At 76.8% G+C, this 25671-nt stretch carries 26 protein-coding genes; 12 read left to right on the plus strand and 14 right to left on the minus strand.

Annotation, left to right across the window (positions count from 1 at the left end; all coding sequences use genetic code 11):
• Nucleotides 1–191 precede the first annotated feature (191 nt).
• Both ACFUMH_RS00405 and ACFUMH_RS00410 read right to left on the minus strand, forming a co-directional pair.
• The gene (locus ACFUMH_RS00405; protein WP_378198602.1) at nucleotides 192–1136 is read right to left on the minus strand and encodes a DMT family transporter; all 945 of its coding nucleotides are present in this window, start codon (nucleotides 1134–1136) and stop codon (nucleotides 192–194) included.
• 334 nt (nucleotides 1137–1470) lie between these two features.
• Nucleotides 1471–2034, minus strand: coding sequence for a TIGR03086 family metal-binding protein (locus ACFUMH_RS00410; RefSeq protein WP_378198604.1), 564 nt, complete (start codon nucleotides 2032–2034; stop codon nucleotides 1471–1473).
• Nucleotides 2035–2069: 35 nt separating this feature from the next.
• Between ACFUMH_RS00410 and ACFUMH_RS00415 the strand changes: the two genes are divergently transcribed.
• Nucleotides 2070–2942, plus strand: a complete 873-nt coding sequence (locus ACFUMH_RS00415) for a helix-turn-helix domain-containing protein (protein WP_378198607.1) — start codon at nucleotides 2070–2072, stop codon at nucleotides 2940–2942.
• Between the two features lie 135 nt (nucleotides 2943–3077).
• Here the strand turns inward: ACFUMH_RS00415 and ACFUMH_RS00420 are convergent, their stop codons facing one another.
• Both ACFUMH_RS00420 and ACFUMH_RS00425 read right to left on the minus strand, forming a co-directional pair.
• Nucleotides 3078–3518 carry an ArsR/SmtB family transcription factor gene (locus tag ACFUMH_RS00420; protein ID WP_378198610.1) on the minus strand — a complete coding sequence of 147 codons (441 nt, stop codon included), beginning with the start codon at nucleotides 3516–3518 and terminating at the stop codon, nucleotides 3078–3080.
• Complete coding sequence (locus ACFUMH_RS00425; RefSeq protein WP_378198613.1) at nucleotides 3515–4243, minus strand: SRPBCC family protein; 729 nt, start codon at nucleotides 4241–4243, stop codon at nucleotides 3515–3517. The genes ACFUMH_RS00420 and ACFUMH_RS00425 overlap by 4 nt, the downstream gene beginning before the upstream one ends.
• A 99-nt stretch (nucleotides 4244–4342) precedes the next feature.
• Between ACFUMH_RS00425 and ACFUMH_RS00430 the strand changes: the two genes are divergently transcribed.
• Nucleotides 4343–4951 (plus strand): hypothetical protein, encoded by a 609-nt coding sequence (locus ACFUMH_RS00430; RefSeq protein ID WP_378198616.1) that lies wholly within the window; start codon nucleotides 4343–4345, stop codon nucleotides 4949–4951.
• Here the strand turns inward: ACFUMH_RS00430 and ACFUMH_RS00435 are convergent.
• Complete coding sequence (locus ACFUMH_RS00435; RefSeq protein ID WP_378198619.1) at nucleotides 4948–5169, minus strand: hypothetical protein; 222 nt, start codon at nucleotides 5167–5169, stop codon at nucleotides 4948–4950. The genes ACFUMH_RS00430 and ACFUMH_RS00435 overlap by 4 nt on opposite strands.
• A gap of 147 nt (nucleotides 5170–5316) precedes the next feature.
• Here ACFUMH_RS00435 and ACFUMH_RS00440 point away from each other — a divergent pair, with 147 nt between their 5' ends.
• Complete coding sequence (locus tag ACFUMH_RS00440; RefSeq protein WP_378198622.1) at nucleotides 5317–6453, plus strand: 6-phosphofructokinase; 1137 nt, start codon at nucleotides 5317–5319, stop codon at nucleotides 6451–6453.
• Nucleotides 6454–6514: 61 nt separating this feature from the next.
• Nucleotides 6515–7477: a DUF4240 domain-containing protein gene (locus ACFUMH_RS00445; RefSeq protein ID WP_378198625.1), complete on the plus strand. Its 963-nt coding sequence runs from the start codon at nucleotides 6515–6517 to the stop codon at nucleotides 7475–7477.
• Between the two features lie 101 nt (nucleotides 7478–7578).
• Here ACFUMH_RS00445 and ACFUMH_RS00450 read toward each other — a convergent pair whose 3' ends face one another.
• Complete coding sequence (locus ACFUMH_RS00450; RefSeq protein ID WP_378198627.1) at nucleotides 7579–9945, minus strand: hypothetical protein; 2367 nt, start codon at nucleotides 9943–9945, stop codon at nucleotides 7579–7581.
• Between the two features lie 107 nt (nucleotides 9946–10052).
• Between ACFUMH_RS00450 and ACFUMH_RS00455 the strand changes: the two genes are divergently transcribed.
• Nucleotides 10053–11318 (plus strand): alpha-amylase family protein, encoded by a 1266-nt coding sequence (locus ACFUMH_RS00455; RefSeq protein WP_378198630.1) that lies wholly within the window; start codon nucleotides 10053–10055, stop codon nucleotides 11316–11318.
• On the opposite strand, the gene ACFUMH_RS00460 is transcribed toward ACFUMH_RS00455, so the two are convergent.
• Nucleotides 11303–11797 carry a MarR family winged helix-turn-helix transcriptional regulator gene (locus ACFUMH_RS00460; RefSeq protein ID WP_378198633.1) on the minus strand — a complete coding sequence of 165 codons (495 nt, stop codon included), beginning with the start codon at nucleotides 11795–11797 and terminating at the stop codon, nucleotides 11303–11305. The genes ACFUMH_RS00455 and ACFUMH_RS00460 overlap by 16 nt on opposite strands.
• Nucleotides 11798–11868: 71 nt before the next feature.
• On the opposite strand from ACFUMH_RS00460, the gene ACFUMH_RS00465 reads away from it, so the two are divergent.
• Nucleotides 11869–13101, plus strand: coding sequence for a Bcr/CflA family efflux MFS transporter (locus ACFUMH_RS00465; RefSeq protein ID WP_378198636.1), 1233 nt, complete (start codon nucleotides 11869–11871; stop codon nucleotides 13099–13101).
• Between the two features lie 2 nt (nucleotides 13102–13103).
• Here ACFUMH_RS00465 and ACFUMH_RS00470 read toward each other — a convergent pair whose 3' ends face one another.
• The 3 genes from ACFUMH_RS00470 to ACFUMH_RS00480 all read right to left on the minus strand — a co-directional run bounded on the left by ACFUMH_RS00470 (nucleotide 13104) and on the right by ACFUMH_RS00480 (nucleotide 16062).
• A complete protein-coding gene (locus ACFUMH_RS00470; RefSeq protein ID WP_378198639.1) occupies nucleotides 13104–14510 on the minus strand; it encodes a hypothetical protein in 1407 nt (468 codons plus the stop codon).
• A gap of 125 nt (nucleotides 14511–14635) precedes the next feature.
• Nucleotides 14636–15460 carry a nitroreductase/quinone reductase family protein gene (locus tag ACFUMH_RS00475; RefSeq protein WP_378198642.1) on the minus strand — a complete coding sequence of 275 codons (825 nt, stop codon included), beginning with the start codon at nucleotides 15458–15460 and terminating at the stop codon, nucleotides 14636–14638.
• Entirely contained in the window at nucleotides 15457–16062 is a 606-nt protein-coding gene (locus tag ACFUMH_RS00480; protein ID WP_378198645.1) for a dihydrofolate reductase family protein, read from the minus strand. The genes ACFUMH_RS00475 and ACFUMH_RS00480 overlap by 4 nt, the downstream gene beginning before the upstream one ends.
• Before the next feature lie 103 nt (nucleotides 16063–16165).
• Here ACFUMH_RS00480 and ACFUMH_RS00485 point away from each other — a divergent pair, with 103 nt between their 5' ends.
• Nucleotides 16166–17335, plus strand: coding sequence for an AAA family ATPase (locus ACFUMH_RS00485; RefSeq protein WP_378198648.1), 1170 nt, complete (start codon nucleotides 16166–16168; stop codon nucleotides 17333–17335).
• Nucleotides 17336–17339: 4 nt separating this feature from the next.
• Nucleotides 17340–18140: a glycoside hydrolase family 16 protein gene (locus tag ACFUMH_RS00490; protein ID WP_378198652.1), complete on the plus strand. Its 801-nt coding sequence runs from the start codon at nucleotides 17340–17342 to the stop codon at nucleotides 18138–18140.
• Nucleotides 18141–18153: 13 nt separating this feature from the next.
• On the opposite strand, the gene ACFUMH_RS00495 is transcribed toward ACFUMH_RS00490, so the two are convergent.
• Nucleotides 18154–18768 carry a LysE/ArgO family amino acid transporter gene (locus ACFUMH_RS00495; protein ID WP_378198654.1) on the minus strand — a complete coding sequence of 205 codons (615 nt, stop codon included), beginning with the start codon at nucleotides 18766–18768 and terminating at the stop codon, nucleotides 18154–18156.
• A gap of 69 nt (nucleotides 18769–18837) precedes the next feature.
• Here ACFUMH_RS00495 and ACFUMH_RS00500 point away from each other — a divergent pair, with 69 nt between their 5' ends.
• On the plus strand, nucleotides 18838–19713 hold the full coding sequence (locus ACFUMH_RS00500; protein WP_378198658.1) for an ArgP/LysG family DNA-binding transcriptional regulator: 876 nt from the start codon (nucleotides 18838–18840) through the stop codon (nucleotides 19711–19713).
• 40 nt (nucleotides 19714–19753) lie between these two features.
• Here ACFUMH_RS00500 and ACFUMH_RS00505 read toward each other — a convergent pair whose 3' ends face one another.
• Entirely contained in the window at nucleotides 19754–20185 is a 432-nt protein-coding gene (locus tag ACFUMH_RS00505) for a DUF1905 domain-containing protein (RefSeq protein ID WP_378198661.1), read from the minus strand.
• Nucleotides 20186–20245: 60 nt separating this feature from the next.
• Nucleotides 20246–21013, minus strand: coding sequence for a potassium channel family protein (locus ACFUMH_RS00510; protein WP_378198664.1), 768 nt, complete (start codon nucleotides 21011–21013; stop codon nucleotides 20246–20248).
• A gap of 238 nt (nucleotides 21014–21251) precedes the next feature.
• Between ACFUMH_RS00510 and ACFUMH_RS00515 the strand changes: the two genes are divergently transcribed.
• From ACFUMH_RS00515 to ACFUMH_RS00525, 3 genes are all read left to right on the plus strand, one after another.
• Complete coding sequence (locus ACFUMH_RS00515; protein WP_378198667.1) at nucleotides 21252–22535, plus strand: cellulose binding domain-containing protein; 1284 nt, start codon at nucleotides 21252–21254, stop codon at nucleotides 22533–22535.
• A gap of 193 nt (nucleotides 22536–22728) precedes the next feature.
• Nucleotides 22729–24117 carry a TrkH family potassium uptake protein gene (locus tag ACFUMH_RS00520; RefSeq protein WP_378198670.1) on the plus strand — a complete coding sequence of 463 codons (1389 nt, stop codon included), beginning with the start codon at nucleotides 22729–22731 and terminating at the stop codon, nucleotides 24115–24117.
• 100 nt (nucleotides 24118–24217) lie between these two features.
• Entirely contained in the window at nucleotides 24218–24829 is a 612-nt protein-coding gene (locus ACFUMH_RS00525) for a LysE family translocator (RefSeq protein WP_378198673.1), read from the plus strand.
• A 9-nt stretch (nucleotides 24830–24838) separates the two neighbouring features.
• On the opposite strand, the gene ACFUMH_RS00530 is transcribed toward ACFUMH_RS00525, so the two are convergent.
• Nucleotides 24839–25351, minus strand: coding sequence for a hypothetical protein (locus ACFUMH_RS00530; protein WP_378198676.1), 513 nt, complete (start codon nucleotides 25349–25351; stop codon nucleotides 24839–24841).
• Nucleotides 25352–25671 lie beyond the last annotated feature (320 nt).

Here is a 25671-nt window from a genome sequence, read left to right on the forward strand (position 1 = left end):
GCCCCGGGTGACGGGGCTCGGGCACACCCTAGGGCCGCGCGGCGGCGCCGGTGCGAGCGGCACGACGCACGTCCCCGACCCGCCGGGCGCGCCACCTCGCCGAGCGCGGCACCTCGCACCGAGCGCGGTAGTCGTACCACCCGCGCTCGGTGGGAGCTGCCGCGGTCGACGGGACGGGACGGTGCCGGCGGTCAGGCCGGGACGGCGGCGCGGGGTGCGCGGCGCGCGCCGGACGCGAGCACGAGCAGGCCGGCCGCGAGCACCGCGAGGCCGACCACCGATGCCGTCGCGAGCCGCTCGTGCAGCAGCGCGAGCCCCAGCACCGTGGCGGTCAGCGGCTCGGCGAGCGTGAGCGTGGCGACGGTGGCGGCGCCGAGCCGTGCGAGGCCGTACCCGAACAGCACGTACGCGAGCGTCGTCGTGACGAGGCCGAGCCATGCCACCTGCACCAGCCCCGCCGGCGTCGTCAGGGCGCCGGCGCCCGCGACGAGCAGGACGGGCACGCTGACCGCACCGGCCGTCCCGAACAGGGCGCCCATCGTCGAGGTCGAGGACCAGCCGCCGTCGATGAGCGCCGCCCCGGCCAGCGTGTACAGGGCGTAGGCGGCGCCGGCGCCGAGCGAGCCGAGGACGCCGACGGGGTCGATCGCGCCCGCGGTACCGCCCGGTGCGCCCAGGCCGAGCACCGCCACGCCGACCGTCGCGAGGGCGGTGGCGACGCCCCACGTGGCGGTGGGCCGCTCGCGCCGCACCGCCCACGCGACCAGGCCCGTCACCACCGGCGCCGACCCGAGCGCGATGACCGTGCCGACCGCGACCCCGTTGCGCCCGGTGCCGAGGAAGAACGCCGGCTGGTACGCGAGGACGCCCGCGGCGCCGACGACCACCGCCACGGCCCGCTGCGCCCGCGTCCGGGCGGCGCCGCGGACGGCCGCCGGGCGGTCGGCTCCGGGCGTGCCCGGGCGCGCGGCGGTCCGCCGGGCCAGCAGGGCGGCGACGAGGGCGAGGGCGAGGCCGCCGACCGCGATGCGCGCGGCGCCCAGCGCCACGGGGTCGGCGTCGGGGCCGAGCGCCTGCGCGGTCCCGGTCGTGCCGAAGCAGACGGCGGCGAGGAGGACGGCGAGGACGGCGCGCACGCGCGGATCGTCGCACGCCCGGCCGCACGCCGGCGTCGGGCGCGGCGGACGCGACCGCGCGGCCCCGGGGGCAGGCGCGTCGGAGGCGCGGCACGTCGCGGACGGCACGTCGCGGCGTGTCGCGTCGGAGGGCGACGTCCTCCCACGGGCGTACGCACGCCGTGCGCACTCCGTGCGTACGCCCGCGGAAGAGAATCACCTCCCGCGACGACACGCCGCAGCGGTTTCCGACACGCCGGCAGTACCCGCGGCGCGCGTCGAGCCGGCCTGGTGGTCGGCGTGGGCGGCGTGCCGGGTACGCCAGAGCTGCGTGCGCGCGGCGGTCGCCCGGGGGTCAGGCCGGGACGGCGGCCCGTCGGCCGAGGGAGGCGAGGGCGCGGGTCTGGCGGTCGGCGTCCGCGGGGACGGCGAGGGGCGGTGCGCACACACCCTCGCCGTACAGGTGCTCGCCCATCGCCGCGACCATGCCCTCGATGACGTCGAGGTCCTGGTCGGTGAAGCGGTGCGCGCGACCGTCGGCGGCGGCCACGTCCCAGCGGTGCGCGACCATGTCGAAGCCGTAGAACATGTCGAACGTGGCGCCGAGCGTCGACGGACCGGTGAAGGAGTCGAACGGCCGGTCCACCACGTCCGGGTCGGCCAGCGCGGTGCGCACGGCGGCGGCGTGGGTGCGCCAGCCGGCCGCCGGGTCGGCGAGGTCCGGGCGCGGGCCGAGGTCCACGTCGTGCCGGGCGAGGTAGTCGCGCTGCGTGTCGACGACGTGGGCGACGACGTCACGGGCCGTCCACCCCGCGCACGGTGAGGGCGCGTCCCACGCCGCGGGGCTCGTCGCGTCGAGGACGGCCGCGAGGCCGGCGGCGCGCTCGGTGTAGGCGTCGAGGATCGGGTTGTCGGTCATGTGCGGCACGCTACGCCGGGCGGAGGAGGTGCGGCTTGGACGAACGCGACACGCGCGCCGGCGCGACGGGGGGCGTCGACGACGTCGAGCGCGCGCACCTCGTGGACCCGCGGGACACGTCGTTCCGCATCGGCCGCTGGGGGCCGCCGGAGGACCTCGCGCCGCTGGTGCGGCGCTACTGGGTGCCGACGTGGTCCGTGCCGGACGCGCGGGAGACCGAGCAGCGCGTGCTGCAGTACCCGGTGTGCCTGCTCGTGGTGGCCGACTCCTACGCGCGGTTCTACGGCGTGCAGCCCGGCCTGTCGACGACGACGCTGCGCGGCACCGGGTGGGCGGTCGGGGTGATGCTGCAGCCCGCGGCCGGGTCGCTGCTGGTCGGCGGGTCCGTCGCGCCGTGGACCGGCCGGCACGCCGACGTCGCGGACGCGCTGGCGGCCACGGCGTCGCGGCCTGACGTCGACGCGCTGGTCGCGGGTGTGCGCGCGGACATGGCCGCCGACGCCACGGCCGAGGCGGCGCAGCGGTCCGCGACCGACCGGGTCGGCGCGTTCCTGCGGCGGTACCTGCCCGTGGACGACGAGGGACGGCTGGTCGACGCGGTCGTCGCGGCCGTGGAGGACGACCCGAACCTGCTGCGGGTCGGTCAGCTGTGCGAGCGGTTCGGCGTCACCGAGCGCACGCTGCAGCGCCTCACCCGCCGGCGCCTCGGCCTGACGCCGAAGTGGCTCGTGCAGCGGCGGCGGCTGCACGAGGCCGCGGGCCGCCTGCGCACCGGCGGGACGACGCTCGCCGACCTCGCCGCCGAGCTCGGCTACGCCGACGAGTCGCACCTCTCCCGCGACTTCCGCCGCGTCACGGGGATGACGCCCGGCGCGTTCGCGGCGCGCTTCACGCACCCCACCCCCTGACGCACCCGCCGCGCCGCCGGCCGCTCCCCGCGAGCCGGTGTGCAGCGTTCGTCATGCCATGCGCGACGAACGCTGCACACCCCGCGCCGAGCGGGGACGTGGTGAGGCGCCGCCGGTGGCGGGTGCCCCCGCGCGTCAGGCGGTCGCCGTGCCCGCCGCCGGCGGGTCGGCCGGGATGCTCGCGCCGGATGCGCGGGTGCGCCGCCGGCCGCGGGCGAGCTCCGTGGCGAGGGCGTCGAGCGGCTGCGCGAAGGGGTCCTGGAACGCGCGCAGCCAGTCGCCGACGACCGCGAGCGCGGCGGCGTCCGCGGCGTAGAGACGCCGGCTGCCGTCGGCGCGCACGGTGACGACGCCGGCCTCGCGCAGCACGCGCAGGTGCTGGGACGTCGCGGGCTGCGAGATGCCGAACTCCGCGCGGGCGAGCGCGACGAGGTCGCCGGCGGCGCACTCCGCCACGGCGAGCCGTTCCATCAGGCGACGGCGCACGGGCTCGGCGAGCGCGGCGAGGACCGCGTCGACGTGCGGCGCGGACGCACCGGCCGGCGTCGCGTCCGTGCGCCGTGCCGCCGTGCTCACCCCGCCTGCCCGGCGGTGCCCTCCGCGCCGTCGTCGGCCGCAGTGCCGCCCGCGCCCTCGCCGCCCGCGGCCGCGCCGTCGCCCTCGTCCGGCGCCGGCTGGCCCGTGTAGAAGGCGATGGTGCGCGCACCGGCCCGCCGGGCGGCGTCCGCGTCCTCGCCGTCGCCGACCGCCGCAGCCGCCCAGCCGGTCGCGGCGGACGTGATGAACGCCTGCCCCTCCGGCCCCACGGACCAGGCCTCGGCCTCGGCGGGGTCGACCGACGCACCGCTCTCGAGGTGCAGCGCGAGCCCCCACAGCGCGAGGTCCCAGCCGACGCCCACGGCGCCCGGACCGAACTGCTCCCAGAACGCCGGGTCGACGTGCGCCTCGTGCAGAAGGCGCAGCTCGGTGCCGCCGTCGGCGGGCGCCAGGTGCACCTCGACCCAGCCGACCTCACCGCCGTACTCCCACGTCACGGCGAGCCGGTCGGGCCGCTCGCACGCCTCGACGGTGCCGCCGGCGTTGCCCTCGAGCTGGTACCGGCCGCCCACGCGCAGGTCGCCGCTGATCGGCATGAACCACCGCGGCAGGCGCTCGGCGCTCGTGACGGCGTCCCAGACGTCGTCGACGTCCGCGCGGTACACGCGGCGCGCCTCGGCGACCTTCGTCGGCCGCCCGTCCCGCTCGCCCGTGCGCACCACGCGCGTGACCAGCCCGACCTGCTCCAGTGCGTCGATCGTCATGACCCGTCCTCCCGTATAAGTGGCGTCTTATACGCTAGCCCGGCGCCGGCCTCCTGTCGAGAGGTCGACGTCACCGGCCACCCGCGGGACCCTGTCGGCATGAGGCTCCCCCCGACCGTCGCCGCGGGCGTCGCGGCCGGCACGGTCACGCTCGCGTTCCGCCGCTGGCGCCGGCCCGACGTGCGCCCCGGCTCGGAGTTCCGCAGCGGCGGAGGCGTCGTCCGGGTCGAGGCCGTGGACGTGGTCGACCCCGCGGCGATCACGGACGACGAGGCGCGGGCAGCCGGCCACCGGGACGCCGACGCGCTGCGGCGCCGCCTGCCCGACGACGAGCCCGACCTGCCCGTGTACCGGGTGCGGCTCGCGCCCGCCGGGCCCGACCCGCGCATCGCGCTGCGCGAGGACGCCGACCTCACCGACGCCGACGTCGCCGCGATCGACGCGCGCCTCGACCGGCTCGACCGTGCGAGCACGCACGGCCCGTGGACCATGACGACGCTCGACCTGGTCCGCCGCCACCCGCACGTGCGCGCGCCCGACCTCGCCGCCGAGGTGGGCCGCGAGCGCGACCCGTTCAAGATCGACGTCCGCAAGCTCAAGAACCTCGGGCTGACGCAGAGCTTCGAGGTCGGCTACGCGCTCTCACCGCGCGGGGAGGCGTACCTAGCCCGGACGCGCCGCGCGGCACCGCCGGGTCAGTACAACTAGCTGGGCCGCTCGTCCGCGAACGCCGAGCCGCGCGCAGCCAGCCCCTCGCGCAGCAGCCGGACCGCCTTGGGGCCGACGCCGTGCAACGACAGCAGGTCGCCGGCGCGACGGTCCGTGAGCTGGTCCCAGCGCGTGAGTCCCTCCGCCGCGAGCGCACGGCGCGCCGTCGCGCCGATCGCCGGCGGGTACTCGGTGGGCACGGGCGCGTCCTCGGGCACGGGGTCCTCCGTCGTCTCGTCGGCACCAGTGTGCCGACCGGCACCGACACCCGTCGCGACCAGCCGTTGGCGCTGGTCACGCGCGTGCACCAGGCTGGGCGCCGACGGGGCCGGTCCGCCGGCCGGGCGCGAGCACGGGAGCGGTTCATGGCGCGGTCGACGGCGAAGAAGGTCGGCATCCTCACGGCGGGCGGCGACAGCCCGGGGCTGAACGCGGCGATCCGCGGGTTCGGCAAGACGGCGATCGGCCACTACGGCATGGAGCTGTTCGGCTTCCGCGACGGCGTCACCGGGCTCGTCGAGAACCGGTACGTCGAGCTCGACGGCGCAGCGCTGTCCGGCATCCTCACGGTCGGCGGCACGGTGCTGGGCACGAGCCGCGACAAGGTCCACCGCTTCCCCGTCGAGGGCGGCGGCACGCAGGACATGATCCCCACCGTCGTCGAGAACTACCGGGCGCTCGGGCTCGACGCGCTCATCATGCTGGGCGGCGGCGGGACGGCGAAGAACGCGATGCGCCTCGTCGACGCCGGCCTCAACGTCGTCCACCTGCCGAAGACGATCGACAACGACATCGCCGAGACCGACACGACGTTCGGCTTCGCGACGGCCACCGAGATCGCCACCGACGCCGTCGACCGGGTGCACTCGACGGCGCACAGCCACCACCGCATCATCCTCACCGAGATCATGGGGCACCGGGCCGGCTGGCTGACGCTGGCCGCCGGCATCGCGGGCGGCGCGGACGTCATCCTCATCCCCGAGATCCCGTACACGGTGGACTCCGTGGCGGCGACCATCAAGGCGCGCACGGCCCGCGGCTCGTCGTTCTCGGTGGTCGCGGTCGCGGAGGGCGCGCGGGACGTCGACGACACGGCGGACTACCAGGCCGCGCAGCTGCTGGTGAAGGCCGCGAAGACGCCCGAGGCGCAGCGCGCGGCGCGCACGCACCTGGCCAACGTCGAGGACCAGCAGCGCGAGCACACGTTCCGGCTCGCGCGCGAGCTCGAGGCCGCGACCGGGCTGGAGTCACGCGTGACGATCCTCGGGTACGTGCAGCGCGGCGGGACGCCGTGCGCGGCGGACCGCCTGCTCGCGACCCGGCTCGGCGCGGCCGCGGCGGACCACGTCGCGCGCGGGGAGTTCGGCGTGATGATCGCGGCGCGCGGCGAGGGGACGGCCGCGGTGCCGCTCGGCGACGTCGCCGGGAAGGTCAAGCTCGTCCCGCCGGACCACGCGTGGATCACCGCCGCGCGCCAGGTCGGCACCGGGCTGGGTGACTGAGGGCGCCGACACCCGCCCCGGTCCGGGCCGCGGAGGGGCGCGGCATGGTGGGATGTCGCCCGTGCGACTGCTGCGGCGCCCCCTGCGCGAGGACGAGTTCTGGCGTCTGATCGACGTGCTCGGCGGCTCGTCCGACGACGAGGCCGTCGAGCGGCTGACGGAAGCGCTCCGCGCCCGTGGCCGGCGGACCGCGATCGCGTTCGCCGAGCGGCTGGCGATCGTGCTGCACGACCTCGACCGCGAGGTCCTCGCCGACCAGCCCGTGCGCTGGTCGGACGACGACGAGGACGACGACCCGATCCCCTTGTCGGACGACTCGTTCCTGTACCTGCGCGCCGACGTCGTCGCGCGCGGTCGCGAGATGGTCGAGCGGGTCCTCGCGGACCCCGAGGTCCTGCTCCAGCACCGCTGGGACGACGGCGAGGCGCTGCTGTACGCGGCCGACGAGGCGGCGGGGCGCGACATCGAGACGCGCGTGTCGTACGAGACCGGCTCGAACGAGGCGCACTGGTCGCGCCGGGACGTGGCCGACGACGACCCGTTCGTCCCGCCCGTCGTCGCCGTGTCGGTCGCCGACCTCTCGCAGCCGGTCGAGGTCGAGACGCACGGCGCCGACGGGAGCCACCGGCAGGAGGTGACCTACCTCCCGCCCGACTGGCTGCACCGCCGCACCGAGACCGCGGTGCACACGGGACTGCGGGAGGCGGTCGGCGACGTCGCCGTGCTGCCGCAGGACTCCCCGGACGCGTGGCTCGAGGTGCGGCTGGGCCTCGGCACGCGCTGGGATCTCGCGCCGCGCGTCGAGTCGGGCGCCGCACAGGCGTGGGGCGACGGCACGGTCACGCGGGTGCACGTCGAGCTCCCCGGGGACGAGGTCTCGGCCCTTCCGCGCACGGACCACGTGACGCTGCTGCTGTCGGTGGCGGCGACCTGCGTGCTCGCGGTGCTGCCGCCGGGCCACGAGGCGCGTCCACGTCTGCAGGGCGTCGCCACCGCGGGTCGACCGCTGCTGCCCGGGTCCTGAGATCGGCCGCACCCGGCCCTCAGGGACGACGCCGCGCGCGCTGCGCTGACGCGGGACCTGGGGCGGTGCCCGCCGCGGCGGTCCCCGAGGGGACACCGCGGTCAGCGCCGAGGTCGCGTCGCGCGCCGCACTCCGAGCAGCAGCAGCGTGCCGAGGGCGAGCAGCCAGGCCGCCGCGGCGCCGAGGGGACGGACCTCCGTGCCCGTGTCCGCGAGCGCGCCCCGGTCGTCGTCGGCGACGGGCGGACGCGGCACGTCGGGCGGTGGCCCCGTCGGTGGCCCCGTCGGTGGCCCTGTCGGTGGCCCCGTCGGTGGCCCCGGCGTCGGGGTCGGGGTCGGCGGCGCCACCGGGTCCACGAGCACGTTCCCCACCTCGACGAGGACCGCCCGCGCCGGCGCGAGCGCGAACTCCTCCCCGAGCGCGAGCGGCCGGGTGACCCCGTCGACGGTGATGCGCGCGGTCGTGGTGACCTCCACGCCCTCGCGGGCCCCAGTCGCGGTCTCGGTGACCACGCACGTCGTCGCGACGGTGACGGTCTGCTGCGGGATCGCGGCCCGCGGGGTCCCGGCCGGCACCTCCAGCGGGAGCGGGGTGCCGCCCGCGCACACGAGGGCGAGCACCGCGGGCGACGGGCGCAGCGCAGGGTCCGGCGAGGTGGACTTCACCACCTCGACCGTCCCCCACGGCACGAACCGGTTGACGAACGCGCAGGTCGGGTCCGGCGCGTCGACCGTCAGCGTCACCTCGACGCTCGCGGTCGCGACGTCGAGCGGCCCGGTCGTGGGGCCGCAGTCCGCGTCGACCAGCTCCCAGTACCCGGTGTCGGACGAGGCCGGGAGCAGCTCCGTCACCGTGTACGTCGTCGCCGGGTCGACGACGAGGCCGTCGACGAGCGGGCCGCTGCCCGTGCCGTCGGGCGTGGCCGGCGCGGGGACGTCCGGCTGCGTCGTCGTCGCCGTGCCGGGGTAGCTGAGGACGTCGTCCTGCGGGGTCACGAGGAAGTCGAACGTGCCGGTGCCGCCGACCGACGTCTTCGTCACGCTGATCGATCCGCCCGGGAGGAACCGGTTGGTCGCCACGCAGTCGAGGGCGCCGCCGACCAGGGTGACGGTCGCGGACCGGCGCAGCGGGCCGGTCGGCGTGACGGCGAGCGGCTCCCCGTTGCAGCTCGCCTGCTCGAGCTCCCACGAGCCGGCGGGGGTGGGCGGGGGCAGGACCTCGGTCGCGGTGTACGTGTCGGGCGGGAGGTCGGCGAGGTCGATGGCCGTCTCGGGCACGCCGGGCTGCGTCGTCGTCACGAGGGCGACGGCAGGCGGCGCCGACTGCCCCGTCAGCTCGAAGGCGAACGTGCCGGTGCCGCCGAGCGTCTCCTTGCGCAGGACCGCGCCCCCCGTGACGGTGCGTGCGTTCGTGAACGTGCAGACCACGTCGTCGCCGGCGGCCAGCGTGACCGCCACCGAGCGGTCGCCGCCGATCTCGAAGGTCGACGTCGCAGGTCCCTCGGCGTTCGTCGCCGTGCACACCGGCGGACCGGACGGCACCCACCCGGGGGACGCCCGCTCGGCGAAGGTCCAGGGGACCGAGCCGGCGCCCCGCACGAACGTCATCTGGGCGGCGGCGCGGTCGGATGCCCGCAGGGTGAGGTCGCCCACGCCGTCGCCGTCGGCGTCCGCGTAGGAGACGTTGCCGTCGAAGCGGAAGTCGCCCGCGCCCGAGGAGCCCGCGGCGAGCTCCTTGCGGACGGTGATGGTGCCGGCCGTCGGCGGGGGCGAGACCGCGTAGTAGTAGCACAGGACGTGCCGCGCGTCCGTGGGGAAGACCACGGTCTCGACGTTGTCGCCGTTGACGGCGTCGCGGGCGCACCGCAGCGCCGCGAAGCCGAGCTCCTCGCCGCGGCCGTTCAGCGGGGCGTCGGGCGTCCCGCCCTGCACCCACAGCCGGTTGCCGCGCGCCGCGGCCTGCTCGCCGGCGTCGAGCTGGACCGTGACGGCGCCCTCGATCCAGCTCCCTGTCGGGCGCCCCGCGGCGTCCCTCTCCTGCACGGTGTCCTGCGTGACGATGTCGGAGCGCAGCCCACCCGTCACCGTGCTGAGGTACTCGCTGCGGACGGCCGGGCCCGCGATGCCCGTGCCGGTGGAGAACCGCCACCCGGGCAGCGGGCGGCAGCCGGGGGATCCCTCCGCCTCCGCGGCGACCGTCACCGCGTCGCCCGCGGCGTAGGTGCTGTCCGGGCCGAGGTCGCGCAGCGACTCCTGCAGGTTGTTGCGCGCCTTGTTGGCCATCACGTCGGTGTACTCGTCGCAGACCCGCGCGACGTAGGTGATCGAGAGCGGCTGCTGACGCGGCAGCGCGGCCGCGGCAGGGCCGGTCGCCGACGGTGCGAGGCCGAGCACGGCGGCGAGCGCCAGGGCCAGCGCGGGCCGTCGGCGTGCACGACCGACGCGTGGCTGGTCTGCCGTCTGCCTCATGCGAGCCCCCCGATCCGCGTGACGTGGGCCACAGCGTGCCACGGGCACCGCACGTGCACCAGGCCCCACGGTCGCGGCCGACGTGCCGCGGCGGCAGGGTGGGGCTCGTGACCAGCACCGACACGTCCGCACGCGCCTGGGTCGAGCACGCGATCTGGTGGCACGTGTACCCGCTCGGCGCGGTCGGCGCGCCGATCCGCACGCCGGACACCGACCCGGCGCCGCACCGCCTGCGCCGGCTGCTCCCGTGGCTCGACCACGTCGTCGCGCTCGGCGCCAACGGCCTCCTGCTGGGTCCGGTGTTCGCGTCGTCGACGCACGGCTACGACACGACCGACCACTTCCGCGTCGACCCGCGCCTCGGCACGGAGCACGACCTCGACGCCCTGCTCGCCGCCGCCCGCGAGCGCGGGATCCGCGTGCTGATGGACGGCGTGTTCCACCACGTCGGCGCGGAGCACCCGCTGGTCGCGCAGGTGCTCGCCGAGGGGCGCGACGGGCCGCGCGCGTCGTGGCTGGCCGTCGACTGGGACGCGGAAGGAGGGCCGCGCACGGCCGACTTCGAGGGGCACCGCGCGCTGGTGAAGCTCAACCACGACGAGCCGGCGGTCGCGGACCTCGTCGCGGACGTCATGACGCACTGGCTGGACCGCGGGATCGACGGCTGGCGGCTCGACGCGGCGTACGCGGTGCCGCCGGCGTTCTGGGCGCGCGTGCTGCCGCGGGTGCGGGAGCGGCACCCCGGCGCCTGGGTGGTCGGCGAGGTCATCCACGGCGACTACGCGGCGATCGTGCGGGAGTCCGGGATGGACTCGGTGACGCAGTACCCGCTGTGGAAGGCGACGTGGAGCAGCCTGCGCGACCGCAACTTCTTCGAGCTCGACTGGGCGCTGCAGCGGCACGCCGAGCTGCTGGACGCGTTCCTGCCGCAGACGTTCGTCGGCAACCACGACGTCACGCGCATCACCACGCGGGTGGGCCCCGACGCCGCCGTGCTGGCGCTCGTCGTGCTCCTGACGGTGGGCGGCGTGCCGTCCGTCTACTACGGCGACGAGGTCGGCGCGACGGGCCTGAAGGAGGACCGCGAGGGCGGCGACGACGCGGTCCGGCCCCCGCTCCCCGCCACCCCGCCCGATCCCGCTGCCCCCGGCCAGGACGTGCTGCACGCGCACCAGGCGCTGATCGCGCTGCGGCGGCAGCACCCGTGGCTCGTCACGGCGCGGACGACCGCGGACGAGCTGACGAACGAGCGGTACCGGTACACGACCACCTCGGCGGACGGCGCCCGCCGGCTGCAGGTGGAGCTGGACGTGAGCGGCCGGCCGCGGGCCGTGGTGCGGGACGGCGACCGCGTGCTCTACGCCTGGGGCTGAGCCGACCGCTCCCCCGCCGGGTCGCCCACGGTGCGACCGTGCAGCGCGGCGTCGACGCGGGCGAGCACCGCGACGGCGGCGCGGACCTCGCCCGGGTCGGCGGCCGCCCCGGCGAGCACCGCCGCCCAGTGGTCGCGCAGCCGGGCGACGCTCGCGTCCGCGAGCGCGGTCGGCCGCACGGCGACGCTGCGTCCGTCGCGCCCGTGCGCCCGCTCGACCAGGCCCTTGGCCTCGAGCGTGCGCAGCGCGGTGCTGAGGTTGCTGCGCTGCAGGGCGAGCGCGTCGGCGACGGCGGACGGCGAGTCGCCCGGGTGCCGGTCGAGGTGGCGCAGCACCGCGGCCTCGGTGGCGGTGAGGGGGACGACGCCCTCGGCGCCCTGCCGTGCCTGGAGCGCGCGGGCGACGGCGAGGACGAGGTCGGCGAGCTCGGCCAGGTCGTGCGCGGGGCCGGTGCCGCGCCGTTCCGGTGTGACGTCCACGACGACCACCGTACCGGGCGGGACTATGGGCCTATAGTTATCGACAAATAACTGTCTGACGAAGGACCCCCATGCCCACGCTCACCGCCGCCGGCCCCGCGACGGCCGCACCCCCGCGCCGCCTCACCGGCGGGCTCCTGCTCACGCTCGCGCTCCTCTCCGCCGTCGCGCCGTTCGCCACCGACCTCTACCTCGCCGCCTTCCCGCAGATGACCGGCGACCTGCGCACCGACGAGACCGGCGTGCAGCTCACCCTCACCGCGTTCCTCGTCGGAAGCGCCGCCGGGCAGCTCGTCTTCGGCCCCCTGTCCGACCGGTTCGGGCGCGTGCGGCCGCTCGTCGCGGGCGCCGCGCTGTGCGTGGTCGCCAGCGCGGCCGCGGCGCTGGCGCCGACCGTCGGCGTGCTCGTCGCCGCGCGCGTGCTGCAGGGGCTCGGCGGCGCGGCCGGCATGGTGATCGGCCGGGCGGTCGTCACCGACCTCGTCACCGGCGCCGCCGCCGCACGGGCGCTCAGCCTCATGATGATCGTCGGCGGCCTCGCGCCGGTCGTCGCGCCGCTGGTCGGCAGCCTGCTCGTCGGGCCCGTCGGGTGGCGCGGCATCCTCGGCGTGGTGCTCGGCCTCGCGGTCGTCATGCTCGTCGCCGTCCTCGCCGTCGTGCGCGAGACGCACCCGGCCGACCGCCGCGCCGCGGCACGTGCCGCCCGGACCGGCACCCCGTCGACCGCCGCCGCGCTCACCTCGCGGGGCTACCTCGGGCACACGGTCGCCTACGCCTTCGGGTTCGCGGTGATGATGGCGTACATCTCCGCCTCGCCGTTCCTGTACCAGGACCTCATGGGGATGAGCGAGGTGCAGTACGGCCTCGTCTTCGGGCTCAACGCCCTGCTGCTCGCCGTGGTCAGCGGCGTGTCCGCGCGGCTCGCCGGGCGCGTCCCCGTGCGGCGGCTGCTGGGCGTCGGGCTCGGCGTGAGCCTCGCCGCGTCGGTGGTGCTGCTCGTCGTCGTGGGCGCCGGCGTGGCACCCGGCTGGTTCGCCGTGCCGATCGCCGTCGCCGTCGCCGCGCTCGGCCTCGTGCTCGGCAACGGCACCGCGCTGGCGCTCGCCGCGGTACCGCAGGCCGCCGGGTCCGCGTCGGCCGTGCTGGGGGCGCTGCAGTTCGGCCTGGCCGCGCTCGTGTCGCCGCTGGTGAGCCTCGGTGGCGGGACGAGCCCGCGCAGCCTCGCGGTCGTCATGGTCGCGTCGGCGGCCGTCGCGGTCGTCGGGTACGCCGTCGCGGGACGTGCGGGGCGGCGCACCGCCTGACGTCACGACAGCCGGCGCAGCGCCGTCGGCCCCGGGTCCGGCACGGGCGTCGGCGTGGGCGTGGGCGTGCCGCCCGGCCACGGCGGCATCGGGAACGGTGACGACGGACGCGGGTCGGGGTCGTTGCAGGACGCCATCGCGTCGCTCGGGTCCGCCGTGCACGTGTCGGGCCCGTCCCCGCCCTCGACGCGGTCGTTGCCCTCGACGCCGTCGACGCCGCGCAGCGTGTCGGCACCGCCGTTGCCGCGCAGCAGGTCGGCGCCCGGCCCGCCGACGAGCGTGTCGGACCAGTGCACGCCCGCCAGCACGTCGTCGCCGCGCCCGCCGTGCACCTCCTCGACGTCGGGCACGGTGTCCCACGGCGCCGGCACGCCCACCGCGTCACCCTCCCCGGGGGCGCCGTCGCCGGCCAGGCCGTCGAGCGTCACGGTGACCCCACCCGTGCGCGCGCCGTAGTCGGCGACGTCGTGCCCGGGCCCGCCGACGAGCTGGTGCGGGCCGTCGGGCAGCGCGCCCGTGACGAACCGGTCGTCGCCCTGCCCGCCCTCGGAGCGTCCACCGCCAGGGCCGCCGTCGAGGACGTCGCCGCCCCAGCCGCCCTGCAGCAGGTCCTGGCCGTCGCCGCCGAGGAGCGTGTCGTCGCCCTCCCCGCCGACCAGCACGTCGTCGCCGCCGAGGCCCCGCACCCGGTCGTCACCGGCACCGGCGCACACGACGTCCGGGCCGGGCGTGCCGACGAGGTCGTCGGCACCCGCCGTGCCCCGGACCGTGCAGGCGCGCCCGGGGGCGGTGTCGTAGGCGATGTGGTCCCACGTGGACGTGCCCTCGTAGGTCTCGAACCCGAGCGCGACCGTGCCGGCCCCGCGCCCCGAGAGCGTCCGGTCCAGCACGGTGCGGCCGTCGACCGTCAGCCGCAGGCGCTGTCCGCGCGCCTCGAGGCGGTAGCGGTGCCAACGCCGGGTGTCGAGCGGGACGGCCTGGCGGTCGGCGTACGGGTGCAGCAGGCACACCTCGCCCGCGGCGAAGCCGATCTGCACGAGGTCCGTGGTGTCCCCCACCCACAGCAGCGTCGGCGGGACGCCGGCGGGGTCGTCGAGGCACCGTCCCGTCGTCCCGGCGCCGAGGCGCATGCGGAAGTCGACGTCCCAGCCCGTCATGCGGCCCGCCGAGCCCGTCCACTCCGAGGGCGTCGCGTGGTCGAGCACCATCACGAGCGTCTGCTCGCCGATCGTGATCGTCCCGCCGCGCACGGTCGCGTCCGGGTCGCCGCTGAAGCCGCGCACCTGCCACGGGTCGGCGGGCATGCGCCGGAACTCCTCACGCTGGAGGTCGCCGGCCGACGCCGGCACGGGCACCAGCAGCGCGGCGAGGGCCGCCAGCGCGATCAGACCTGTCCGGGTGCGTCGCATCGTGGGCTCCCCCTGTGGCCGGTGCGGAGCACGCTACGGGGGCGCGCGCCCGCGCCCCAGGGCGCGAAAGGGTTCACCGTGCGCAGCGGGGCGGCCGACGGTCGCGGCGTCGGTCGCGGCGACGCTCAGCCGCGGGCCGCGTCCAGCACCGGGACCAGCTGCTCCTCCTCGTACGCCAGGTGGCGCCCGAGCTCCTCGACGAGCCGGTCCACCTCCCGCAGCACGGCGTCACCGTCCGACCCGTCGGCGCGGACGGCCGCCTGCAGCTCGTCGAGCAGGGCGGCGATCGCCGCGTGCTCGGCGCGCAACCGGTCGAGCACCGGACCGAGCACCGCCGCCTGCGCCGGGTCCTGCGCCAGCATCGGGAACATCCCCGCGTCCTCGCCGTGGTGGTGCTGGTGCAGCCCCGCGCACACCGTCAGGCACGCGACCCGCAGCTGCGCGCCGGGCGCCGGGCCGCCCCGCGCCACCTCGTCGCGGATCAGGGCGAGCTCGCGCCGGAACGTGTCGTGCAGGAGCACGAGCGCCTGCCCCCACGGCACACCCGGCGGCGGGCCGCCGCGGGCCCGGGGCAGGGCGACGACGGCGACGGCGCGCGCCTCGTCCTCGCCCGCCGCGGCACCGCCCTCCACGAGGCGCTCGAGCAGCCCGTCGCGCGCGTCGTCCCCGAGCACCTCCGCGCGGGTCTCGAACGCGAACGGCCCGTCCTCGACGGTGACGACCGGGTCGGCGACGACGTCGCGGAACCACGCCGGGCCCGTCGCCGCGCCGGGTGCCGGGGCGACGACGAGCACGCGGTCGCCGTCGGGCAGGTACGTGAGCGGGGTGGTGCGCGGACCCGCGGGGCCGCGCGTCGTGAGCAGCAGGAGCCGGCGGCGCTCGTACCCGCCGACGCGCCCGGCGTGCGCGCGGAACTCCGCGACGACGCGCCCCTCGTCGACGTGCGTCATGACGCTCCTCCGCCGGCGTGGCGACGCGGGGTCGGCCGGTAGACCAGCTCCTGCGTGCGGCCGTCGAGCAGGCGGCTCTCCAGCAGCTCGAGGTCGAGGTCGCCCGCACCGGCGAGGACCGGGGCCGTCCCGCTGCGGCCGGTGACGACCGGGAAGATCGTCACCTGCAGCCGGTCGACCAGCCCGGCGGCCAGCAGCGCCCCGTTCAGCGACAGGCTGCCGTGCGAGCGCAGCGGCACGTCCGACTCGTCCTTCAGACGGCGGACGACGTCGACCGCGTCGCCCCGCACGACGGTCGCGTCCGGCCAGTCGAGCGGGCCCTCGAGGGTGGACGAGACGACCGTCGTCGGGTGCGCGCGCATCGCCGTGACCCACGGGTCGCGCACCTCGGAGTCCTCCGCGCTGCCCGCGAGCATCGTCACGAACTCGCGGAACGTCGTGGCGCCGAGCACCATCCGGTGGGCGGCGCCGTACAGGGACAGGCGGTGCTCGAGCAGCTCCGGGCCCTGCTTGCCCCAGTAGCCGCCCCAGTCGCCCGGCGGCCCGTAGGAGCCGTAGCCGTCGAGGCTGGCGAAGACGTCGAACGTGTAGGTGGCGGTCATGGTGGCTCCCTGCCCGGTTCCGTGGTCGTCCGTGCAGACCCCGGACGGCGCCCGGACTCATCGGCGACGGCCGGACGTCGGTGGTCGCCCCTACCGTGGCCCCGTGATCAGGACCGTCGCCGTCGAGGGGTACCGCTCCCTGCACGACCTCGTGCTCGAGCTCGGCGCGCTCACCGTGGTGACCGGCGGCAACGGCTCGGGCAAGTCGTCGCTGTACCGGTCGCTGCGGCTGCTGCACGCGTGCAGCACGGGCGCGCTGGCGGGGACGCTTGCGCAGGAGGGCGGGCTGGCCTCCGCGCTGTGGGCGGGGCAGCGGCGGCGCGGGCCCGTGCGGCTGCGGCTCGGCGTCCAGCACGGGCCCGGCCACGTGCGCGGGCGCCTCGCGGACGACGACGTGGCGTTCGGGTACGCCCTCGAGGTCGGGCTGCCGCAGCTCGGCACGGGGTCGCCGTTCGTCCGGGACCCCGAGGTCAAGGCCGAGACGGTGTGGGTCGGCGACGCGCCGCGGCCGCGGGACGTCGTCGCGGAGCGTCGCGGGCCGTCCGTGCGGGCGCGCGACGCCGACGACGCCTGGGTGCAGGTGCCCCGCGACCCGGACCCGACGGAGAGCCTGCTCACCGAGCTGGTCGACCCGCTGCTGGCGCCGCAGGTGCTGCTCGTGCGCGAGCGGCTGCGCGCGTGGCGGTTCTACGACCACGTCCGCACGGACGCGGACGCGCCGGCCCGCCGCGGGTCGGTGCTCACGCGCACGCCGGTGCTCGCGGCGGACGGCCGCGACCTGGCGGCCGCCGTCGCCACGATCCGCCACCTCGGCGGCGGCGACCAGCTCGCCGAGGTGGTCGACCGGGCGTTCCCCGGCTCGGTGCTGGGCCTGGGCGGCACGGACGAGCACGCGACGGTGAGCATGACGCAGGACGGCCTGCAGCGCCCGCTGTCCGCCGCCGAGCTGTCCGACGGGACCCTGCGCTTCCTGCTGTGGGCGGCCGCGCTGCTGACGCCCCGGCCGCCCGCGCTCATGGTCGTCAACGAGCCGGAGACGAGCCTGCACCCGGACCTGCTGCCCGCGCTCGCGCACCTGCTCGCCGCGGCGGCGCGGCGCACCCAGGTGGTCGTGGTCAGCCACGCGCCGGCCCTGGTCGACGCGCTCGGCGCCGACGCGGACGTCCCCGCCGACACGCGCCACGTCGCGCTCGGGAAGGAGCTCGGCGAGACCGTGGTCGCCGGCCGCGAGGGACCGCTCGACGTGCCCGCGTGGCACTGGCCGGGGCGGTGAGGCGGTGCCGGACCTGGACCTGGACCTGAGCGGGTACGCGCTCGTCGCGGCCGAGGAGTTCGACGCCGAGCGCCTCGACACCGGCCGGTGGTGGCCGTACTACACGCCGCACTGGTCGTCGCGGGCCGCGACGGCGGCACGGTACGACGTCGGCGGCGGGCGGCTGCGGCTGCGCGTCGACGCGGGCACCGCGCCGTGGGCGCCCGAGTGGGACGGCGACGTGCGGGTGTCGCACCTGCAGACCGGGCAGGTGTCCGGGCCCGTGGGGTCGGCGCGCGGGCAGCACCGGTTCCGCGACGGGCTGGTCGTGCGGGAGGATCAGCCGGAGCACCGCGGGTGGCTCGTGCGCGACGGCGTCCTCGAGGTCCGCATGACGGCCGTCCGGCACCCGGCCGCGATGGTCGCGTTCTGGCCGGTCGGGGTCGAGGACCGTCCCGACGACTGCGGCGAGATCTGCGTCGCGGAGGTGTTCGGCAGCGAGATGGACGCCACCGGCGGGCTCGTCGGCGTGGGCGTGAAGCCGCAGCGCGACCCGCGGCTCACCGAGGACTTCGTCAAGGTCCGCGTCGCGGGCGACCTCACCGCGCCGCACGACTACGCGGTGCAGTGGGAGGACGACGAGCTGCGCTTCCACGTCGACGGGCGGCTCGTGCACACGGTGCGGCAGCGGATCGACTACCCGGTGCAGCTCATGCTCGACGTCTACGAGCTGCCGGTGCCGGGAGTCCCGCGCGACACCGCCGCCCTCCCGCACGTCGCCGAGGTGCACCACGTGCGCCACTGGCGGCGGCGCGACCGGCTCTGAGCGCCGAGCGCAGTCAGAGCAGCCCGAGGACCAGCTTCACCGCGATCGCGACCATCACCAGGGCGATGACGCCGTCCAGGACGCGCCACGCGCCCGGCCGCGCGAACAGCGGCCGGAGCGCGGCGGCGCCGAACCCGAGGCCCGTGAACCACAGGATGCTCGCCGTCGCCGCGCCGAGCGCGAACCACCAGCGGCCGTCGCCGTGGCCGGCGGCGACCGATCCGAGCAGCACGACCGTGTCGAGGTACACGTGCGGGTTGAGCCACGTGAGCGCGAGGGTGGTCGCGACGGCCGCGCCCGTGCTCAGGCCGGACCCGCCGGCGTCCGCGACGAGCGCGTCGCCCGGGCGCAGCGCCCGGCGCGCCGCGACCGCCCCGTAGCCGAGCAGCACGAGCGCGCCGAGCACGGTGACGACGACGGTGACGGTCCGGCTCGCGGCGATGACCGCGCCGACCCCCGCGGTGCCGACCGCGATGAGGACGACGTCCGACAGCGCGCAGATCGCCACCACGAGCCCGACGTGCTCACGCCGCAGCCCCTGCCGCAGCACGTGCGCGTTCTGCGCCCCGATCGCCACGATCAGCGCCAGCCCGAACCCACCGCCCGCGAGCGCCGCCGTCCATCCCATGCCGCGACCGTACGCAGCGGTCGACATGAACTCCAGCGACAGTTCCTCATGCACCGTTAGCGTGGCTTCATGCCCGACTGGGACCTCGGCCAGCTCCGTGCCCTCGCCGCCGCGGCGGACCTCGGCACGCTCGACGCCGCGGCACGCGCGCTGCACGTCACGCCGTCCGCGGTCAGCCAGCGCATCAAGGCGCTCGAGCAGCAGGTCGGCGCCGTGCTGCTGCGCCGCGAGCGGCCCGTGCGGCCGACCGCCGCCGGCGAGCCGCTCGTCCGGCTCGCCCGCCAGCTCGACGCGCTCACCGCCGACGCGACCCGCCACCTCGCCGACCAGCCGGTGCCGCACGTCGCCCTCGCGGTGAACGGCGACTCGCTCACCACGTGGCTGCTGCCGGCGCTCGCACCGCTCGCCGACCGGGTGGTGGTGCAGCTCGTCCGTGAGGACCAGGACCGGTCGGCGGCGCTGCTGCGCGACGGGTCGGTCATGGCGGCCGTCACGGCGGAGGCGGTCGCCGTGCAGGGGTGCGGCGTCGAGGCGCTCGGGGTGATGCGCTACCGCCCGTACGCGACGCCGGCGTTCCGCGACCGGTGGTTCGGCGGCGGCGCGACCGCCGCCGCGCTGACCGTCGCCCCCGTCGTCGTCTTCGACGCCGCCGACCGGCTCCAGGACCGCTGGCTCGAGCGCCGCGGCGCCGATCCCCTCGCGCCGCCCCGGCACCTCGTGCCCGCGTCGGCGGACTTCGCGACCGCTGTCCGGCTGGGGTTCGGGTGGGGCATGCTGCCCGACCAGCAGAGCGCCGACGACGTCGCGGCGGGCCGGCTGGTGCCGCTCGACGCGCGCGCGCACGTGGACGTGCCGCTGTTCTGGCAGCAGTGGTCGCTGCGGACGCGGGCGCTCGACGAGGTGGCCGAGCACGTGCGGCGCGCGGCGCGCGCGGCGCTGCGCTGAGGCTCGCGGGCGGTCGCTGCCGCGGTGGTCACGGTCGCGGTCAGCCGGCGGTGGTCGGCGCGCCGGCCGCCGGGTCGGCGGCAGGGTCCCAGTAGTCGTCGTCGTCCGCCGGGTCGTGGTGCGGCACCGCCGGGCGCGCGGCCGCCGGCACGTCGTCGACGACCTCGGGGCCGGCCGGCGCGTCCGGGTCCTCGACCACGACGACGAGCGTGACGTCGTCCCCGAGCTCGACGCCCTCCGCCCGGCGCGGCGCCGCCTTGAGCGGGACCCGGAAGCCGCCGTCCTTGGGGAAGATCGACGTGGTGAACGTGGTGGCGCCCAGCGTCACGGTGGCGGGGATGCAGCCCCAGCCGTACGTCACGCGCGACGCGACCGCGCGCAGGCGGTCCGCCTCGGGGTCGGGGAGGGCGACGAAGTGGTACGGCGCCGGCCCGCGCCACCAGATCACCTCACCGCCGAACCGCAGCTCCACCCGGCGAGCATGGCACCGCCCACCGACGCCGGGAAGCACCCGGTGGCAGGGACCCAGGGGTCAGTCCGCCGGCGCGCGCGCCGGCACCCCCCGGACCGGGACGTCCTCGGTCGGGACCCCGCGCTCTCCCAGCAGCGCGCGCAGCGCCCGCACCTCGTCCGCGAGCTCGGCGACCTGGGCGCGCGTGGCCGTCTGCTCCTGCTCGTTGTCGGCAGCGACCCGCTCGACCAACCACGACGCGATGGTCGCGGTGACGACACCGACGAGCGCGACCCCGCCGATCATCAGCGCCACCGCCACGAACCGGCCGGTCGTCGTCACCGGGTACCGGTCGCCGTACCCGACGGTGGTCATGGTCGTCAGCGCCCACCACAGCCCGTCGCCGACGTGCGTGATCGTGGCGTCCGGGTCCGTGCGCTCCGCCTCGGTGACGGCGAGCGCCCCGGTCAGGACGAGCAGCGCCACGCCGCCCCCGACGTAGGTGACGACGCGTCCGCGCAGCGTGCCCGCACCGGTGCGGTTCAGCACCGAGAGGACGGTGACCAGCCGCAGCAGGCGCAGCGGCCGCAGGACCGGCAGGACGAGCAGGACGAGGTCGAGCAGGTGCGCCCGGACGAACGCCGGCCGGTCTGCGGACAGCGCGAGCCGTCCCGCGTAGTCGACGCCGAAGAGGATCCACGTCACCGTCACGAGCGGCTCGCACACGCGCAGGAGTGACTCCGGCGCGCCGGGCCACGCGATCGGCACGGCGTACGCCGCGAGGAAGACGAGCGCTGCCACCGTGAGGGGGGTCTCGGCGCGGCGCTCCCACCGCTCGACCGAGGACATGGCGGTGAGGCTATCCGTCCCGCGCTGACGCGGCGGCTCCCGGCACCAGGCGTCGCCCGGACGGCGCACGACCGCCCGCGCCGAGGCGGTCGCGCGACACCCCGCACGGCCGGCAGCGAATGGTTTCAGGGCGTTCACCGGCGCAAGGTGTATCGGTACATTCCGACGGAACGCGGGCGTGCCCACGTCCGCGCACGCCGTCCGGCGACGCCGCCGGCCCGCGCTGGAGGGAGCGACCGTGCGACACCCCACCCCGACCCGAGGCCGACGGATCCTGCTGGCCGCCGCAGCCGCCGCGCTGGCCCTCGCCGGCCTCACGGCACCCGCGTCCGCGCTGCCCGGCGGCCCCGTGACCGCGGCCGCCACCGCGGGCTGCAACCGCCCCGCCGGCCTCGCGACCGGCGAGCACACCATCACGAGCGGCGGCCGCGCCCGCACGTTCCGCCTCGACGTCCCCGCCGGCTACGACCCGAGCCGCCCGTACCGCCTGGTCGTGGCGTCGCACTGGTGGCACGGCACGTCGTCCGACGTCGTCAACCAGGGCTTCTACGGGCTGAAGCCGCTCGCCGGCACCAGCACCGTGTTCGTCGCGCCGCAGGGCATCGACAACGCGTGGCCCAACACGAACGGCCAGGACGTCGCGTTCGTGGACGACGTGCTGCGCGCCGTCGAGTCCGCGCTGTGCATCGACACGACGCAGCGGTTCGCGACCGGGTTCAGCTACGGCGGCGGCCTCAGCAACGCCCTCGCCTGCGCGCGCGCCGACGTCTTCCGGGCCGTGGCCGTGCTCAACGGCGCCCAGCTCTCCGGGTGCGCGGGCGGCACGCAGCCCATCGCGTACCTCGGCTCGCACGGCGTCGTCGACGACGTCCTGAACATCTCCCAGGGCCGGGCGCTGCGCGACCGTGCGCTGCGCACCAACGGCTGCCAGGCGCAGAACGCGCCCGAGCCCGCCGCCGGCAGCGGCACCCACGTGCGCACCGCGTACACGTGCCGCGACGGCTACCCCGTCGTGTGGATCGCCTCCGACAGCGGCCACCAGTGGGACGCCCGGGACCGCGGCCAGCAGCAGTCGTGGGTGCCCGGCGAGGTGTGGCGGTTCTTCACGTCCCTGCCGTCGACGACGACGAGCCCGACGCCCACACCCACCGCCACGTCGACCCCGACGCCGACCGTCACGCCCACGCCCACGCCCACGCCCACGGTCACGCCCACGGCCACGCCGACGCCCGGCGGCGCGTGCACGGCCACCTACCGCACGGTCAACTCCTGGCCGGGCGGGTTCCAGGGCGAGGTCACCGTCCGCGCCGGCTCCCCCGCGACGTCGTGGAGCGTGACCTGGACCCCGGCGGGTGAGCGCGTCGACCAGGTGTGGAACGGCACGCTGACGACCCAGGGCGGGCCGGTCGTCGTCCGCAGCACCGCCTGGAACGGCCGGCTCGCCGCCGGCGGCACCGCGACGTTCGGGCTCCTGGGCAGCGGCACGCCGCCGACCCCGAGCCTCACCTGCACCAGCTCCTGAGCGCGCTCGGCCGCCGTCGACCTCGTCACCCCGGCGCCCACCTCGTCACTCCTCCGTGACGAGGTCGGGGCGGGGGTGACGAGGTCGACGTGCCGACGCGCGGCGCCGGTGTCGCGGACCGGCGTGCGGATCTTGACGGAACCCTGACGCCCGACCGCCGTCCCGGCGCCGCCCGCCGACCTAGCCTCGCTGCGTGCCCCTGCTCCGCCCCCGCCCGTCCGCGGGCCGTGCGGTCACCGGCACCCGGCGGGTCCGCGACGACGTGCACCGCCCGGGGCGCGTGGTGGTCGCCGCGTTCGCCGTCGGGCTGGTCGTCGGCACGGTGCTGCTGGCGCTGCCGGTCGCGCGCCGCGGGCCGGGCGGCGCGGGTCTGCTCGAGGCGCTGTTCACGGCGACGTCGGCGCTGTGCGTCACCGGGCTCGCGGTGGTCGACACCCCGACGTACTGGTCGCCGTTCGGGCAGGTCGTGATCCTCGCGCTGATCCAGGTCGGCGGGTTCGGGATCATGACGTTCGCGTCGCTGCTCGGGCTGCTCGTGTCGCGGCGGCTCGGGCTCGGTAGCCGCATGGTCGCGGCGACGGAGACGAAGACGGTCGGCATGGGCGACCTGCGCTCGGTGCTGCTCGGCGTCGCGCGCGTCACGCTCGTCGTCGAGGGCGTCACGGCCGTGGTCCTGGCCGTCCGGTTCGCGACCGCGTACGACGAGCCGCCGCTGCGTGCCGCCTGGCTCGGCGTCTTCCACGCGGTGTCCGCCTTCAACAACGCCGGGTTCGCGCTCTGGAGCGACAACCTCATGGGGTTCGTGACCGACCCGTGGGTGTGCCTCCCGATCGCCGCCGCGGTCCTGCTGGGCGGGCTCGGCTTCCCGGTGGTCCTGGAGGTCCTGCGCGAGCGACGCGGCGTGCGCCGGTGGAGCGTGCACACGCGGCTGACCCTGCTCGTGAGCGGCGTCCTGCTGGTTGGCGGCACGCTGTTCGTCACCGCCGCGGAGTGGGCCAACCCGCGCACGCTCGGGGCGCTCGACCCCGCCGGACGGCTGCTCGCCGGGTTCTTCGCGGCCGTCATGCCGCGCACGGCCGGCTTCAACAGCCTCGACGTGGGCGCGATGAACACCGGCACGCTGCTCGGCACGGACGTGCTCATGTTCATCGGCGGCGGCAGCGCCGGCACCGCCGGTGGCATCAAGGTCGGCACGTTCGCCGTGCTCCTGCTCGCGATCGCCGCCGAGCTGCGCGGCGACCCCGACGTCACGCTGTTCGACCGCCGGCTCGCGCCCGCGACCGTCCGCCAGGCGCTGTCGGTCGCGCTCGTCAGCGTCGCCGTCGTCGTCGCGTCCACCGTCGTGGTGGCGATGACCAGCCCGTACACGCTCGACCAGGTCCTCTTCGAGGTCGTCTCCGCGTTCGCGACCGTCGGCCTGAGCACCGGCATCACCGCGGACCTCGCGGCCGGGCACCAGCTGCTGCTCGTGCTGCTCATGTTCGCCGGGCGCGTGGGCCCGGTGACGCTGGCGTCGGCGCTCGTGCTGCGGCAGTCCCACCGGATGTTCCGGCGGCCCGAGGGGCGGCCGCTCATCGGCTGACGACGGCCGTCGGGCGCCGGACCTGTCGCCGGGCCTGTCGCCGGCACCTGCCCGGCCGGTAGCGTCCGGACGGTCGACCCCCTCACCGCCGGGAGCACCCGTGAGCGTCGCGTTCCTCGTCACCACCCTCGTCGTCGTCGCGACGCCCGGCACCGGCGCGCTGTTCACCATCGCCGCCGGCCTCGCGCGCGGCGCCCGCGGCAGCCTGGTCGCCGCGCTCGGCTGCACGCTCGGCGTGGTGCCGCACATGGCCGCCGCGATCACCGGTCTGGCGGCCCTGCTGCACGCGTCGGCGGTGGCGTTCCAGACCCTCAAGTACCTCGGCGTCGCGTACCTGCTGTACCTGGCGTGGCAGACGTGGCGCGACCGCACGCCGCTGCACGTCGAGCAGGACACCGCGCCGCGGGCCGCGCGGCAGGTCGTCCGCGACGCCGTGCTGCTCAACGTGCTCAACCCCAAGCTGACGATCTTCTTCTTCGCGTTCCTGCCGCAGTTCGTGCCGGCCGGCACGCCCGGTGCGACGGGGCGCATGGCCGTGCTGAGCCTGGCGTTCATGGCGGTGACGTTCGTGGTCTTCGCGCTGTACGGGCTCGGGGCGTCGGCGGTGCGCACGTACGTCGTGCAGCGGCCGCGCGTCGTCACGGCGCTGCGCCGGGGCTTCGCGGGCGCGTACGTCGTGCTCGCCGGACGGCTGGCGCTGCAGACCCGCTGAGGGACCGCCTCAGACGTCCCAGACGAGCACGCGTCCCGGGACGCCCGTCAGGGCGACCTCCGAGAACGTGACGCCCGTGAACAGCAGCACGTGGAAGCGCCACGCACCGTCGACGCGCCGCGGGACCACCTCGCACGTGCTGTCGCACTCGCACGCCGACTGGCCCACGTAGGCGTCGCCCCACGCGTCGAGCGCGGACCACGACGTCATCAGAGGGAGCACGTCTTCCTCGGGGACGTCCGCGTGCAGCGTGACATCGACGCGCACGACGGGACCGGCCAACACACCCGTCATGCGGGGCCACCACCGCCCGTCGCACCGGCGCACGTGGCGGACGTCGTCCACGACGAGGTGGGCAGCCCCTGCCAGCTCCGGCACGGGCACCGCGTCGCCGACGCGCAGGTCGGCCGTCGTCGTCCGCCCGCCGACGTCGAGGGGCACGGCGGGACGCCACGCCCAGGCGACGGCCGCGAGCAGGAGCAGGCCGGCGACGACGGACACCGTGGTGACGGAACGGGTCACCGGGGTCCGTCCGCCGGGTTCCTTCCCCTGCCACCGCGCGCTGTGCACCCGCACCTCCGTGTCCGCACCACCGACCGACGTCACGGTGCCACCGGGGCGAGTCCGCGCGGGCGCCGTCGGGGTGAAGGACTCGCGCAGACCTCGCGGCGCACCGGCCGCGAGGGGCCGATCTCCCGGAACGCCGAGCTCGCCAGGACGGCTCGAGGTCGCCAGGTCGACGTGGCGAGGTCGAGGCCGAGCCGGCGAACTCGGTGCCGGGGGTCGGGCGTCGGGCGTGCCGGTGGGAGCGGAGCGTGTCGGCCGGCAGGGCGGCGCGGCCC

This window comes from Cellulomonas sp. NPDC057328, assembly GCF_042667215.1.
In the GTDB taxonomy this organism is placed as follows: Bacteria; Actinomycetota; Actinomycetes; order Actinomycetales; family Cellulomonadaceae; genus Cellulomonas.

What these genes read in the sequence shown, in the direction of transcription:
- ACFUMH_RS00410 (WP_378198604.1), bottom strand. Translation starts at nt 2,034, where the DNA reads ATGACCGACAACCCGATCCTCGACGCCTACACCGAGCGCGCCGCCGGC.
- ACFUMH_RS00425 (WP_378198613.1), bottom strand. Translation starts at nt 4,243, where the DNA reads ATGACGATCGACGCACTGGAGCAGGTCGGGCTGGTCACGCGCGTGGTG.
- ACFUMH_RS00430 (WP_378198616.1), top strand. Translation starts at nt 4,343, where the DNA reads ATGAGGCTCCCCCCGACCGTCGCCGCGGGCGTCGCGGCCGGCACGGTC.
- ACFUMH_RS00440 (WP_378198622.1), top strand. Translation starts at nt 5,317, where the DNA reads ATGGCGCGGTCGACGGCGAAGAAGGTCGGCATCCTCACGGCGGGCGGC.
- ACFUMH_RS00450 (WP_378198627.1), bottom strand. Translation starts at nt 9,945, where the DNA reads ATGAGGCAGACGGCAGACCAGCCACGCGTCGGTCGTGCACGCCGACGG.
- ACFUMH_RS00465 (WP_378198636.1), top strand. Translation starts at nt 11,869, where the DNA reads ATGCCCACGCTCACCGCCGCCGGCCCCGCGACGGCCGCACCCCCGCGC.
- ACFUMH_RS00470 (WP_378198639.1), bottom strand. Translation starts at nt 14,510, where the DNA reads ATGCGACGCACCCGGACAGGTCTGATCGCGCTGGCGGCCCTCGCCGCG.
- ACFUMH_RS00475 (WP_378198642.1), bottom strand. Translation starts at nt 15,460, where the DNA reads ATGACGCACGTCGACGAGGGGCGCGTCGTCGCGGAGTTCCGCGCGCAC.
- ACFUMH_RS00480 (WP_378198645.1), bottom strand. Translation starts at nt 16,062, where the DNA reads ATGACCGCCACCTACACGTTCGACGTCTTCGCCAGCCTCGACGGCTAC.
- ACFUMH_RS00495 (WP_378198654.1), bottom strand. Translation starts at nt 18,768, where the DNA reads ATGGGATGGACGGCGGCGCTCGCGGGCGGTGGGTTCGGGCTGGCGCTG.
- ACFUMH_RS00500 (WP_378198658.1), top strand. Translation starts at nt 18,838, where the DNA reads ATGCCCGACTGGGACCTCGGCCAGCTCCGTGCCCTCGCCGCCGCGGCG.
- ACFUMH_RS00510 (WP_378198664.1), bottom strand. Translation starts at nt 21,013, where the DNA reads ATGTCCTCGGTCGAGCGGTGGGAGCGCCGCGCCGAGACCCCCCTCACG.